Source organism: Pseudomonas sp. MH10 (genome assembly GCF_034353045.1).
Classification (GTDB): domain Bacteria; phylum Pseudomonadota; class Gammaproteobacteria; order Pseudomonadales; family Pseudomonadaceae; genus Aquipseudomonas.
Window position 1 is genome coordinate 1,176,148 of the sequence record NZ_CP133783.1, and the last position, 14,106, is coordinate 1,190,253.

The 14,106-nt window shown below is 57.4% G+C and carries 11 protein-coding genes; 2 read left to right on the plus strand and 9 right to left on the minus strand.

Annotation, left to right across the window (positions count from 1 at the left end):
* Positions 1 to 6: 6 nt before the first annotated feature.
* The 3 genes from RHM59_RS05275 to ppsA all read right to left on the minus strand — a co-directional run bounded on the left by RHM59_RS05275 (position 7) and on the right by ppsA (position 3,863).
* On the minus strand, positions 7 to 306 hold the full coding sequence (locus tag RHM59_RS05275) for a Rieske (2Fe-2S) protein (RefSeq protein ID WP_322169942.1): 300 nt from the start codon (positions 304 to 306) through the stop codon (positions 7 to 9).
* A gap of 80 nt (positions 307 to 386) precedes the next feature.
* Complete coding sequence (locus RHM59_RS05280) at positions 387 to 1,394, minus strand: alpha/beta fold hydrolase (RefSeq protein ID WP_322169938.1); 1,008 nt, start codon at positions 1,392 to 1,394, stop codon at positions 387 to 389.
* Between the two features lie 93 nt (positions 1,395 to 1,487).
* A complete protein-coding gene (ppsA, locus tag RHM59_RS05285) occupies positions 1,488 to 3,863 on the minus strand; it encodes a phosphoenolpyruvate synthase (RefSeq protein ID WP_322169935.1) in 2,376 nt (791 codons plus the stop codon).
* 172 nt (positions 3,864 to 4,035) lie between these two features.
* Here ppsA and RHM59_RS05290 point away from each other — a divergent pair, with 172 nt between their 5' ends.
* Positions 4,036 to 4,854, plus strand: a complete 819-nt coding sequence (locus RHM59_RS05290) for a pyruvate, water dikinase regulatory protein (RefSeq protein WP_322169931.1) — start codon at positions 4,036 to 4,038, stop codon at positions 4,852 to 4,854.
* Between the two features lie 89 nt (positions 4,855 to 4,943).
* On the opposite strand, the gene prpD is transcribed toward RHM59_RS05290, so the two are convergent.
* The 6 genes from prpD to RHM59_RS05320 form a co-directional block, all read right to left on the minus strand.
* Positions 4,944 to 6,428 (minus strand): 2-methylcitrate dehydratase, encoded by a 1,485-nt coding sequence (prpD, locus tag RHM59_RS05295; RefSeq protein WP_322169928.1) that lies wholly within the window; start codon positions 6,426 to 6,428, stop codon positions 4,944 to 4,946.
* 100 nt (positions 6,429 to 6,528) lie between these two features.
* On the minus strand, positions 6,529 to 7,713 hold the full coding sequence (gene prpF, locus RHM59_RS05300; protein WP_322169925.1) for a 2-methylaconitate cis-trans isomerase PrpF: 1,185 nt from the start codon (positions 7,711 to 7,713) through the stop codon (positions 6,529 to 6,531).
* 19 nt (positions 7,714 to 7,732) lie between these two features.
* A complete protein-coding gene (gene acnD / locus RHM59_RS05305; RefSeq protein WP_322169922.1) occupies positions 7,733 to 10,324 on the minus strand; it encodes a Fe/S-dependent 2-methylisocitrate dehydratase AcnD in 2,592 nt (863 codons plus the stop codon).
* 90 nt (positions 10,325 to 10,414) lie between these two features.
* Positions 10,415 to 11,542 carry a 2-methylcitrate synthase gene (gene prpC / locus RHM59_RS05310; RefSeq protein ID WP_322169919.1) on the minus strand — a complete coding sequence of 376 codons (1,128 nt, stop codon included), beginning with the start codon at positions 11,540 to 11,542 and terminating at the stop codon, positions 10,415 to 10,417.
* A gap of 92 nt (positions 11,543 to 11,634) precedes the next feature.
* A complete protein-coding gene (prpB, locus tag RHM59_RS05315) occupies positions 11,635 to 12,522 on the minus strand; it encodes a methylisocitrate lyase (protein ID WP_322169916.1) in 888 nt (295 codons plus the stop codon).
* The gene (locus tag RHM59_RS05320) at positions 12,519 to 13,235 is read right to left on the minus strand and encodes a GntR family transcriptional regulator (RefSeq protein WP_322169913.1); all 717 of its coding nucleotides are present in this window, start codon (positions 13,233 to 13,235) and stop codon (positions 12,519 to 12,521) included. The genes prpB and RHM59_RS05320 overlap by 4 nt, the downstream gene beginning before the upstream one ends.
* Before the next feature lie 329 nt (positions 13,236 to 13,564).
* Between RHM59_RS05320 and RHM59_RS05325 the strand changes: the two genes are divergently transcribed.
* Positions 13,565 to 14,101 carry an ATP-dependent zinc protease gene (locus RHM59_RS05325; protein ID WP_322169909.1) on the plus strand — a complete coding sequence of 179 codons (537 nt, stop codon included), beginning with the start codon at positions 13,565 to 13,567 and terminating at the stop codon, positions 14,099 to 14,101.
* Positions 14,102 to 14,106 lie beyond the last annotated feature (5 nt).

A 14,106-nucleotide genomic window follows, 5' to 3' on the forward strand; every position in this document is an offset into this window, starting at 1 on the left:
GACGAATTAGACATCGACGCCGATCCGATCGCCGTCGTAAGTTAGGGCATACATTTTCAAGCCTGGGCACAAGGCCCCCAAGGCTTTCCCGCTGGGTAACTGGAACTCCATGCCATGACGCTGGCAGCGCAGAACCGTCCCTACCAGCGTGCCGGTGCGCAAGGCTGCGCCTTGATGCGGGCAGCTGTCCTCAAGCAGCAACGGCTGATTACCGACCACTAATAAAAGCAGATCACGCCCGGCAACCTTAAACGTTTGCCGGTAGCCGTCATTCAGATTAATCAGGCGCTCAAGTGGCACGAACATAAGTGGGGCCGCGATTCAAAAATGACTGAGAAAACCTAATGCGCCATAGCTTAGTCGCATCCCCGCGCCGATGAAACGACTCAAATGCTGACGCTGACCTCGACGGCTTCCGATTGTGGCGCTGCGTGATTGGCTAACAGGACCGTCTGGTCGCGTAACCAGCTAACGACCATTGGCCAAACCTGGGTTTGTGCGCTCTTGCTGACCAGCATTTCAACGTGGCCAAAATCATCGCTAAAGCCTTGAGCCCGACCGAGGCAGACGAACTGTCGTTGCACCGAACCGAATTGTTCGCTCAGCACGCGACAGGCCCACGGCGGATCTTGCTCGTCTGCGGCGGCAGCAACGGCCAGCACCGGCACCTGCACCTCGCTCAAGCCCGACCACCAGTTACGCTCTTTATCGCCAAATCGCTTGAACAACCCGAACCAGCGCATGCTTTCCAACGCCAAGCCTATCGGCTCATCTTCAGGTCCACGCTTGAAGCGCGAACCCGAAATATGCGCAAACCGCTTCAGCACAAAGCGAGCGCCCCACTCCACCAACGGCACTTTCAGCGGCCAATGAACGCGACTGATTTGACTGCCGAACAACGCCACCGAGGCCACGTGTTCTGATTCGAGGTAATGACCACCCAGCGCAGCGGCGAGCGTGGTGCCACCCAGGGAATGGCCGATCCAGTGCGGGACCTGCCCGGTTTGCTCGCACACAAAAGCCGCGATCGCTGGCAAGTCGTAGCGTGCGTAATCCGCCACACGATTGTGTCGGTAGCGCTGATTGCGCGACGAAAGACCGTGACCGCGCATTTCGGGTATCCAGACGTCGAAACCCGTTCGGGCCAAATACGCCCCCAGACCGACGCCCTTGGGCGAATACCAGAAACGTCTGTTGGAAAAACTGCCATGTAACAAAATGACCGGCACGCCGCGCACCTCAGCGCTGTCGGCTCGGCCGAGACGGGTCACGGCCAGCTCGACACTGATGTCCGGACTATTGGCTGGTTTTAAACGGTAAACGTCCTCGATCAGATCGCCACGACGTTCGGCGCTGATCAAGGCCACAGGAAAGAGGTCACTGCTGCTTTGCATATTGCTCTTGCACAAAAAAGGCGGCTTCGACGAAACCGCCCTGCTGAAAAATGACCGACCCACCGAAGTGGGTCGGCGTTCTAGCGTTTTACATCAGACCGGGGCTTGCGCTTCGGCCAGGAAGAACCAGGTTTCCAGGACGGAATCCGGGTTCAACGACACGCTTTCAATGCCTTGGTCCATAAGCCAACGAGCCAGGTCCGGGTGATCGGAAGGCCCTTGTCCGCAAATACCGATGTATTTGCCGGCTTTGTTGCACGCCTGAATCGCGTTCGACAGCAGCTTTTTAACCGCAGGGTTACGCTCGTCGAACAGGTGCGCAATGATCCCGGAGTCACGGTCCAGGCCCAACGTCAGTTGGGTCAGGTCGTTGGAACCAATCGAGAAACCGTCGAAGAATTCAAGGAACTCTTCAGCCAGAATCGCGTTGGACGGCAGCTCGCACATCATAATGATGCGCAGACCGTTTTCACCCCGTGTCAGGCCATTGGCGGCCAACAGGTCGATGACCTGGCTCGCTTCACCCAAGGTCCGCACGAACGGCACCATGATTTCGACGTTGGTCAGGCCCATCTCATTGCGCACGCGCTTGAGGGCGCGGCATTCGAGTTCGAAGCAGTCGCGGAAGCTTTCGCTGATGTAACGCGATGCGCCACGGAAACCCAGCATCGGGTTTTCTTCTTCCGGCTCGTACAGCTTGCCGCCGATCAAGTTGGCGTATTCGTTGGACTTGAAGTCCGACAAACGCACGATGACTTTTTTCGGGGTGAACGCTGCGGCCAGGGTGCTAATGCCCTCGACGAGTTTCTCTACATAAAAACCGACCGGATCGTCGTAGCCAGCAATGCGCTTGTCAACGCTGTCTTTGATGTCCTGCGGCAAGCCGGCGTAGTTCAGCAGCGCCTTGGGATGGACGCCGATCATGCGGTTGATGATGAACTCCAGACGCGCCAGGCCGACACCGGCATTGGGCAGCTGGGCAAAATCGAAGGCACGGTCGGGGTTGCCGACGTTCATCATGATTTTGAACGGCAGGTCAGGCATGGCATCAACCGAGTTTTTCTTGATGTCAAAGCCCAGCTCACCTTCGAAGATGTAACCGGTGTCGCCTTCTGCACAAGAAACAGTAACGCCCTGCCCGTCTTTCAACAGCTCAGTCGCGTTACCGCAGCCAACGACTGCCGGAATGCCCAGCTCGCGCGCAATGATCGCCGCGTGGCACGTACGGCCGCCACGGTTGGTCACGATGGCGCTGGCGCGCTTCATGACCGGTTCCCAATCCGGGTCGGTCATGTCGGAAACGAGCACGTCACCCGGCTGAACCTTGTCCATCTCGGACACATCTTTGATGATTCGCACTTTACCGGCGCCGATGCGCTGGCCAATGGCACGACCTTCCACCAGCACCGTGCCGGTTTCCTTGAGCAGATAGCGCTCCATGACGTTGGCCGAGGTCCGGCTTTTCACCGTTTCGGGACGGGCCTGAACGATGTACAGCTTGCCGTCGTCACCGTCTTTGGCCCACTCGATGTCCATCGGGCACTTGTAGTGCTTTTCGATGATCATCGCTTGTTTGGCCAGCTCGCTGACTTCCGCATCGCTCAAGCAAAAACGCGCACGATCGGCAGGCGCGACATCGATAACCTTGACCGACTTGCCGGCTTTGGCTTCGTCGCCATAAATCATCATGATTGCCTTGCTGCCCAGGTTACGGCGCAAGATGGCCGGGCGACCGGCTGCAAGGGTGTTTTTGTGAACGTAGAACTCGTCCGGGTTAACCGCGCCCTGAACAACGGTTTCGCCCAGGCCGTAAGCACCGGTAATGAACACGACGTCACGGAAACCGGATTCGGTGTCCAGGGTGAACATCACACCGGCCGTACCGGTTTCGGAACGGACCATGCGCTGCACGCCTGCCGACAAGGCGACCAACTTATGATCGAAGCCTTGGTGCACGCGATAAGAAATGGCACGGTCGTTGAACAACGACGCGAACACTTCCTTGGCCGCACGGATGACGTTTTCAACGCCGCGGATGTTCAGGAAGGTTTCTTGCTGGCCCGCAAACGAGGCGTCCGGCAAATCTTCGGCGGTGGCTGAAGATCGCACGGCGACTGCGAGGTTCGGATTGCCGGCCGACAATTCAGCGAAAGCAGTGCGGATTTCCGCGTTGAGTTTCTCGGGAAACTCGGCGTCCATGATCCAGGCGCGGATTTGCGCACCGGTCTTGGCCAATGCGTTGACGTCATCGACATCAAGCGCATCAAGGGCCGCATGGATCTGATCATTCAAGCCGCTTAACTCAAGAAAATCACGATACGCTTGAGCCGTAGTGGCGAAGCCACCGGGCACCGAAACACCGGCGCCCGCGAGGTTGCTTATCATCTCGCCGAGGGATGCGTTCTTGCCCCCCACGTGCTCCACATCATGGACGCCGAGCTTATCGAGGGAAACTACGTACTCTACCAAGGTGATCTCTCCACTAACTGTGTTGGGAAAAGCTCAGGGCGCTGAAACTACAAGAGCGGTTCCGAGCGTGTATGGCCTGGACCTGCAAAATAAGTGAAAATGCCGGCTCTCAAGGACCGCCAGCGGGCCTATCATATCTAACAATCGTCATCAGCTTAAGGCCCCGGCGCAAATGAAACGATCTGCCTTCTTCATCTCCGACGGCACAGGCATTACCGCTGAGACCCTCGGTCAAAGCCTGTTAGCGCAATTCGAAAACATTACGTTCAGCAAGTTCACGCGCCCCTACATCGACAGCGTCGAAAAGGCGCGCGCAATGGTACAACAAATCAACGCCGCCGCCGATAAAGATGAACTTCGACCGATCATTTTCGACACCATCGTCAACCAAGAAATTCGCGAAATACTGGCGACGTCCAATGGCTTCATGATCGATATTTTCTCGACGTTCCTTTCTCCGCTGGAGATAGAGCTTAGTTCACACTCCTCCTATTCAGTGGGAAAATCCCACTCCATCGGTCACAACTCCAACTACATGGAGCGTATCGAGGCCGTAAACTTCGCCCTCGACAACGACGACGGCGCTCGCACGCATTATTACGATAAGGCTGATCTGATCCTGGTCGGTGTCTCACGCTGCGGTAAAACCCCTACCTGTCTGTACATGGCCATGCAATTCGGCATTCGTGCGGCCAATTATCCGCTGACCGAAGACGACATGGAACGCCTGCAATTGCCTGCCGCGCTCAAACAGCATCGCAATAAATTGTTCGGCCTGACCATCGACCCTGACCGCCTCACGGCCATTCGCCACGAACGCAAACCCAACAGCCGTTATTCCAGCTACGCGCAATGCGAGTTCGAAGTAAGGGAAGTGGAAAGCTTGTTCCGTCGCGAGAATATCCCGCATATAAATTCCACGCATTTTTCGGTAGAAGAAATCTCAGCGAAAATCCTCGTTGAAAAAGGCGTGGAGCGCAGATTCAAATAACGTTCTGTCTGTAGGTGCCAACTTGTTGGCGAGAGGCTTGAAGCGGCGTGCCCGATCTGACGCCTCGCCAACAAGTTAGCGCCTACCGATTAAATGACCCACATATCTACAAATGTGTTCACCGGGGTTGACTCCAACTTCGCCTGGTCCTTACACAGCGCAACAATTTCAGCGCTGCGCTGAGCGGCAAATCGAGTCGCCAAGTTGGATTTGAATTTGTCCTCCAGTAACGGAATGCCGTCCGCCCGGCGACGGCGATGACCAATCGGGTACTCCACCACCACCTTCTCGGTGCTCGATCCATCCTTGAAGAACACCTGAATCGCATTGGCGATGGAGCGCTTGTCGGCCTCCAAGTATTCACGGGTGTAACGCAGGTCTTCGACAATCACCATCTTCTCGCGCAGCTCATCGATGATCGGATGGGTCACATGGAAATCATCTTCGTACTGCTCGGCAACCAAATTACCGAACGCCAAGGGCACAGCGGTCATGTACTGAATGCAATGATCACGGTCCGCCGCATTGGCCAACTTGCCCTGTTTTGAAATAATTCGAATCGCCGACTCATGGGTGGTGATGACGATTTTGTCGATCTCATGCAGACGATTTTTTACCTGCGGGTGCAAGGTCACTGCCGCTTCACACGCGGTTTGCGCGTGAAACTCCGCCGGGAAGCTGATTTTGAACAGCACATTCTCCATCACATAGCTGCCGTAGGCCTGGGACAGGCTAAATTGCCGTTTGTCCTCGGCCTTGAGCGCCAAGTCTTTGTTGGTGTGACTGAACAGCACGTCGTAAAAACCCCACTGCGGCGCGCTCAATACGCCCGGAATGCCCATCTCGCCGCGCATTGCGATGTCGGCCAGACGGACCCCTCGACTCGACGCGTCGCCCGCCGCCCAGGATTTACGGGAACCCGCGTTCGGCGCATGTCGATACGTCCGCAACGCCTGACCGTCGACAAACGCGTGGGACAGCGCGGCCAACAGTTGTTCTCGATTAGCGCCCATCAATTTGGCGGTCACCGCCGTGGACGCCACTTTCACCAGCAATACGTGGTCAAGGCCGACCCGATTGAATGAGTTCTCCAATGCAATCACACCCTGAATCTCATGGGCCATGATCATCGCCTCCAGCACCGCACGCATCGTCAGCGGCGCGTCGCCATTGGCGACACGCTTCTGCGACAGGTGATCAGCAACAGCAAGAATTCCCCCGAGATTATCGGATGGATGGCCCCACTCAGCTGCCAGCCAGGTGTCGTTGTAATCGAGCCAACGCACGATGCAGCCGATGTCCCACGCAGCCTTGACCGGGTCGAGGCGAAAGCTTGTACCTGGCACCCGGGCGCCAAACGGCACAACCGTGCCCTCAACGATCGGCCCCAGGTGTTTGGTGCACTCGGGAAAACGCAGCGCCAACAAACCACACCCCAAAGTGTCCATCAAACAATTGCGCGCGGTGTTCAGCGCTTCGATGGAATCGATCGTGTAATCCAGCACGTAATCGGCAATGTCCTGCAGGACCTTGTCGTAGTCAGGGCGGTTGTTCAGGTCAACGTTGGCGCTCATTGCAAATTCTCCGCTTCGTTGGAAGTAGCAAAGTTTAAGTTACAAGCTACAAACGGCAAGCAAAAGCACCGAGCCCTCTTACCGCTTGAAGCTTGCCCCCTTACACCTGTGGCACTCGAACCGTCCCTTCCATCAACACCCGAGCGCTACGGCTCATGATGGCTTTGGTGACTTTCCATTCGCCGTTTTCCTGTGTGGCTTCGGCTCCGACGCGCAAGGTACCGGACGGGTGCCCAAAACGCACCGCGCTGCGCTTGATGCCGCCCGCCGCGAGATTGACCAAGGTCCCGGAAATCGCCGCCGCTGTGCCAATGGCCACCGCCGCCGTGCCCATCATTGCGTGGTGCAGCTTGCCCATGGACATCGCTCGCACCAACAAATCGACGTCACCGGCCGCCACGGGTTTGCCACTGGACGCGATGTAATCGGCAGGCGCCGCGACAATTGCGACCTTGGGCGTGTGCTGGCGTTTAGCGGCTTCGTCGAGGTGCTGGATCAACCCCATACGCAGTGCGCCGTGGGCCCGAATGGTTTCGAACATTGCCAGCGCCTTGGGGTCGCCGTTGATGTCGCCCTGCAATTCAGTGCCGGTGTAACCAATGGCTTGGGCGTTGACGAAAATCGTCGGAATGCCCGCATTGATCATCGTTACTTTCAACGTGCCAACGCCGGGCACTTCCAGCTCATCAATCAGGTTGCCGGTGGGAAACATCGAACCGCCCGCGCCTTCTTCCTCGGCCGCCGGGTTGATAAATTCGAGCTGAACCTCAGCGGCGGGAAAAGTTACGCCGTCGAGCTCAAAGTCACCCGTTTCCTGCACCGCGCCGTTGGTCACTGGCACGTGGGCAATGATCGTCTTGCCGATGTTGGCTTGCCAGATGCGCACGATGGCCACGCCGCTCTGCGGAATCCGGCTGGCGTCCACCAAGCCATTGCTAATGGCAAACGGACCCACCGCCGCAGACAGGTTGCCGCAGTTGCCGCTCCAGTCCACGAACGGCTTGTCGATGGAGACCTGACCAAACAGGTAATCAACGTCGTGGTCGGCCTTGATACTTTTCGACAAAATCACCGTCTTGCTGGTACTGGACGTCGCCGCGCCCATGCCGTCGATTTGTTTGTCATACGGATCGGGGCTGCCGATTACCCGCAACAGCAGTGCATCCCGGGCCGCGCCTGGAGTTTGCGCCGCTTCAGGCAGGTCTTGCAGGCGGAAAAACACGCCCTTGCTGGTGCCGCCACGCATGTAGGTGGCGGCGATCTTGATTTGCGGTGCGTGAGCCATGAAGTGGTGTCCTGTTGGCTTAAGCCGTGGCCGATTCTAAGAAGTCTTGTGCGAAACGTTGCAGCACGCCGCCCGCTTCGTAGATCGACACTTCTTCGGCAGTGTCGAGGCGGCAGGTGACGGGCACCTCGACTCGCTCGCCATTCTTGCGATTGATCACCAACGTCAAGGTGGTGCGCGGAATGCGCTCGCCAATCACGTCGAAGGTTTCGCTGCCGTCGATGCCCAGCGTGGTGCGATTGACACCCGGCTTGAACTCCAGCGGTAACACACCCATGCCCACCAGGTTGGTCCGGTGAATACGCTCGAAACCTTCCGCCGCGATGGCTTCAACCCCGGCCAGCCGCACACCTTTGGCCGCCCAGTCGCGGGACGAGCCCTGACCGTAATCAGCGCCGGCAATAATAATCAGCGGCTGCTTACGCTCCATGTAGGTTTCGATGGCTTCCCACATCCGCGTCACTTGGCCTTCGGGTTCGATACGGGTCAGCGAGCCTTCTTTCAGCTTGCCGTCGACCATCGCCATTTCGTTACGCAAGCGCGGGTTAGCAAAGGTTGCGCGCTGAGCGGTCAAATGGTCGCCCCGGTGAGTGGCGTAGGAGTTGAAATCGACTTCCGGCAAGCCCATTTTCGCCAGGTATTCACCCGCTGCGCTGTCGAGCATGATCGCGTTGGACGGCGACAGGTGATCGGTGGTGATGTTGTCTGGTAGCACCGCCAATGGACGCATGCCTGTGAGGGTACGCTCGCCAGCCAGTGCGCCTTCCCAATACGGCGGACGACGGATGTAGGTGCTCTGTGGACGCCAGTCGTAAAGCGGGCCGACTTTGATGCCGTCGTCTTCCTGAATGGCGAACATCGGGATGTACACCTGATTGAACTGCGCAGGTTTGACGCTGGCCTTGAATACCGCGTCGATTTCTTCGTCGGCCGGCCAGATGTCTTTCAGGGTGACTGGATTGCCCTGTGGGTCGATGCCCAGTACATCTTTTTCAATGTCAAAACGGATGGTGCCGGCAATGGCATAGGCCACGACCAACGGCGGCGAGGCAAGGAATGCCTGCTGCGCGTAAGGGTGAATCCGCCCGTCGAAGTTGCGGTTACCGGACAACACGGCGGTGGCGTAGAGCTTGCGCTCCACCACTTCCTGTTGAATGACCGGGTCCAACGCGCCGGACATGCCGTTGCACGAGGTGCAGGCATAGGCCACGACACCGAAGCCCAGCTGTTCCAGTTCCGAAAGCAACCCGCCTTCTTGCAGGTACAACGTCACGGTTTTGGAACCTGGCGCCAGGGAGGTTTTCACCCACGGCTTACGGGTCAGGCCCAAGCGGTTCGCGTTACGCGCCAGCAGCCCGGCAGCAATCATGTTGCGCGGGTTGTTGGTGTTGGTGCAGCTGGTGATCGCGGCAATGATCACGGCGCCATCCGGCATCAGGCCGGGTTCATTTTCGACGATGCCGCTGATACCCCGTGCAGCCAGTTCCGAAGTAGGCACGCGGTTGTGCGGGTTCGACGGACCGGCGATGTTACGCACGACGCTGGACAGGTCGAATGAAATCACGCGTTCGTATTCGGCGTTCTTCAGGCTGTCAGCCCAGAGTCCGGTTTCTTTGGCGTACAACTCAACCAGACGCACTTGTTCGTCATCGCGACCGGTGAGTTTCAGGTAATCAATGGTTTGTTTGTCGATGTAAAACATGGCCGCCGTGGAACCAAACTCCGGGGTCATGTTGGAAATCGTCGCACGGTCGCCCAAGGTCAGGTGTGCGGCGCCGGCGCCATAGAATTCTAGGTAGGAGGACACGACTTTTTGGTTGCGCAAGAATTCAGTCAAGGCCAGAACGATGTCGGTGGCAGTAATGCCTTCTTGCGGCTTGCCGCTGAGTTCCACGCCGATGATGTCCGGCAGGCGCATCCATGAGGCGCGGCCGAGCATGACGCTTTCAGCTTCAAGGCCGCCAACACCGATGGCGATCACGCCCAAGGCATCCACCATGGGTGTGTGGCTGTCGGTGCCGACCAGTGTGTCCGGGAACGCCACGCCATTAAGCACCTGAATCACCGGCGACATCCGCTCCAGGTTGATCTGGTGCAGGATGCCGTTGCCCGGTGGAATCACGTCGATGTTCTTGAACGCTTTTTTGGTCCAGTTGATGAAGTGAAACCGGTCCTCGTTGCGACGGTCTTCGATCTGGCGATTCTTTTCGAACGCGTCTTTTTCGAAACCACCGTGTTCAACGGCCAGCGAGTGGTCAACCACCAACTGCGTTGGCACTACCGGGTTGACCAGCGACGGGTCCCCACCTTGGGCCGCAATCGCGTCACGCAAACCGGCGAGGTCGACCAGCGCGGTTTGACCCAGAATGTCGTGGCAGACCACGCGCGCCGGGAACCACGGAAAGTCGAGATCGCGCTTGCGATCAATCAACTGACCCAACGACGCGTTCAACGTGGCCGGGTCGCAACGGCGCACCAGGTTTTCGGCAAACACGCGAGAAGTGTACGGCAGCGTGTCGTAGGACCCAGGCTTGATGGCTTCAACCGCAGCGCGGGTGTCGAAAAAATCCAGGCGGGTGCCGGGCAGAGACTTACGGTATTCACTGTTCATGGCGATGGGGACTCGATCACGGGCGATTCAAAGGGTCGGGGGCAAAGGGCTTGGGAGTGGTAAAGCCGGTAGCCACTCCCCTGCTCCCGATCAGCGTTGTTCGATTGGCACGAACGTGCGCTGTTCGACGCCGATGTACTCGGCGCTCGGACGGATGATGCGGTTATTGCCGCGCTGTTCAAACACGTGCGCTGCCCAGCCAGTCAAGCGCGAGCAGACAAAAATCGGCGTGAACAGCTTGGTCGGAATGCCCATGAAGTGGTACGCCGAGGCATGGTAGAAGTCGGCGTTCGGAAACAGCTTTTTCTGTTCCCACATGGTCTTGTCGATGGCTTCGGAGACTGGGTACAGCACGGTGTCACCAGCCTCATCAGCGAGCTTCTTCGCCCAGCCCTTGATCACCTCATTGCGCGGATCTGACTCTTTATAGATCGCGTGACCAAAGCCCATGATCTTGTCCTTGCGTTCCAGCATGGCCAGCGTGCCTTTCACGGCGTCGTCAGCCGAGCTGAAGCGCTCGATCATTTCCATGGCTGCTTCGTTGGCACCGCCGTGCAATGGACCACGCAAGGTGCCAATGGCCGCAGTCACACAGGAAAACAGGTCCGACAGGGTTGATGCGCAGACCCGCGCGGTAAAGGTTGAGGCGTTGAATTCATGTTCGGCGTAAAGAATCAGTGATACATCCATGACTTTGCAGTGCAGTTCACTGGGTTTCTTATCCAGCAGCAGGTGCAGGAAATGACCGCCAATGGAGGCTTCATCCGTTACGCAATTGAGGCGCACGCCGTCGTGGCTGAAGCGGTACCAGTAGCACATGATCGCCGGAAAGGTGGCGAGCAAGCGGTCGGTGCTGTCGAGCTGCTGGTCGAAGCTGGTTTCAGGCTCCAACGTACCGAGCATTGACGCGCCGGTGCGCATGACGTCCATCGGGTGGGTGTCGGCAGGAATGCGTTCCAGCACTTCTTTCAAGGCTTGCGGCAAATCACGCAGGCCTTGCAGCTTCTTCATATAAGCAGCCAATTCGGCTTGGGTCGGCAATTCGCCGTAAAGCAGCAGATAAGCCACTTCTTCGAAACGCGCCTCGGCGGCCAACTCACGCACGTCATAGCCGCGATACGTCAGCCCAGCGCCTTCCTGGCCCACCGTCGACAAGGCCGTTTGGCCGGCAACCTGACCACGCAGGCCAGCGCCGCTCAATACTTTTGCTTCAGCCATTGCTTTCTCCACTCTTGAAATTATTGGGGAGCACCATCGAACTGCATGGCAATTGCCGTCCAGACAAGGTTAGGTCTGGATCGACATCAGGATCACTTTTTGTTGGCAAACAACGCATCGAGCTTTTGCTCGAAGGTGTGGTAATCGATGGCGTCATACAACTCCATGCGGGTTTGCATGGTGTCCACCACGTTCTTTTGGCTGCCATCACGGCGGATTGCGCCGTAAACGTTTTCAGCCGCTTTGTTCATGGCGCGGAATGCAGACAGCGGGTACAGAACCAGCGAAACATCGGCAGAGCGTAATTCGTCGACAGTGAACAGCGGCGTCGCGCCGAATTCAGTGATGTTGGCTAGAATTGGCGCCTTTACCCGAGCGGCGAACAGCTTGTACATGTCCAGCTCGGTGATCGCTTCCGGGAATACCATGTCAGCACCGGCTTCGATACAGGCCGCAGCCCGATCCAATGCCGATTCCAGGCCTTCAACAGCCAGTGCATCGGTCCGCGCCATGATCACAAAGCTGTCATCGGTACGGGCATCAACCGCCGCTTTGATGCGGTCGACCATTTCTTGCAGTGAAACGATTTCTTTACCCGGACGATGGCCGCAGCGCTTGGCGCCGACCTGGTCTTCGATATGAATCGCCGCAGCGCCGAACTTGATCATCGAGCGAACGGTGCGTGCCACGTTAAACGCTGAAGAGCCAAACCCCGTGTCGACATCGACCAGCAACGGCAGGTCGCAGACGTCAGTGATGCGGCGCACGTCAGTCAGCACATCGTCCAGACCGGTAATACCCAAGTCTGGCAAGCCCAGCGAACCCGCTGCCACACCGCCACCCGACAGATAAATAGCTTTGAAACCGGCGCGCTTGGCCAACAGCGCATGGTTGGCATTGATTGCGCCAACGATTTGCAGTGGATGTTCACTGATAACAGCATCACGGAAACGCTGGCCGGGAGTAGTCTTATTGCTCATTTATCACCTCGGGCGGTCGATGGGGGAGCGGCCTGATAATGGCGCTCAATATTACGTTTCGAAGCGCCGATATGACGGCGCATCAACAGTTCAGCCAGTTCACCGTCACGCTCGGCGATGGCATCAAGAATTCGGTGGTGTTCGGCAAACGCCTGGCGCGGACGATTGGGTGTTGCAGAAAATTGGATGCGGTACATGCGAACCAGTTGGTACATGTCACCACAGAGCATCTGGGCGAGAGTCTGGTTGCCGCTGCCCTGGATGATCCGGTAGTGAAAGTCGAAATCGCCTTCTTGCTGGTAGTAACCAACACCGGCTTGAAACGCTGCGTCACGTTCGTGGGTGTCGAGCACGCGGCGCAACTCATCGATTTCTTCGGTGGTCATGCGCTCAGCGGCAAGGCGGCAGGCCATGCCTTCCAGCGACTCACGTATTTCGTAGAGTTCGATCAGTTCTGCATGGCTCAGGGAAACCACCCGAGCGCCAACGTGAGGAATGCGCACCAGCAGCCGCTGACCTTCAAGACGATGGATCGCCTCACGCAAGGGGCCGCGGCTGATGCCGTAGGTGCGCGCCAGTTCAGGCTCAGAGATTTTGCTGCCCGGCGCGATATCACCTTTAACAATAGCCGCCTGGATGCGCCGAAAGACGTTCTCGGACAACGTTTCGGAATCATCCTGTGTCGTGCCTGCTATTTCGACTGCATCCAACATATTGTCAACACCTTGGTAGCGACTGGCGCTAAAATTAGCCAATAAGCCCTAATTCGTCAACCAATATGTAGAAACTGTCGACAATCGTCTAATATCGCGAACCCCCTGCAGGAGCCAACTTGTTGGCGAAGCGTTGGACCTGAGACACCGCGCCGGACCTTCGCCAACACGTTGGCTCCTACAGGTTCATCGGATGTGTGGATCCTTAGAATCAGGGAATATTCCTACAAACTCTGGCGATCCTTTACTTAGGGAGCAGGCTAAATCCTTCATGCTAGAATGCCGCGCCCCGCTGCTGCACCGTTTCATCATCTATTGCGCCAGGACCTATGAGACTCAAACCCTTTCTTACCTTCCTCTGTTTATTGGCCTTGCCCGGCTTAAGTGCCGGCGCTGACAAGACCGTGTACGGCCTGAACGAATACGCGACCCTGTCCGACATTGACCTGGAAGTGGCAGCGAAACTCGACACCGGCGCCAAAACTGCGTCCTTGAGCGCTCGGGACATCAAACGTTTCAAACGTAATGGCGAGCGCTGGGTGCGTTTCTACCTGGCCATTGATGACGCCCATGCCCACCCGATTGAACGGCCGTTGGCGCGGGTCAGTAAAATCAAGCGGCGCGCCAGTGATTACGACCCTGACGACGACAAGAAATACACGGCGCGCCCGGTCATCAGTCTCGATGTGTGCATGGGAAAGACTTTAAGAAACATCGAAGTGAACTTGACTGACAGAAGCGCATTCCAATACCCGCTTTTGATTGGTTCAGAAGCACTGATGAATTTTGATGCGCTGGTCGATCCCAGTCTTAAATACGCAGCCGGCAAACCTGCCTGCGCTACCGACGCTCATACCGCAGAGTAATACCC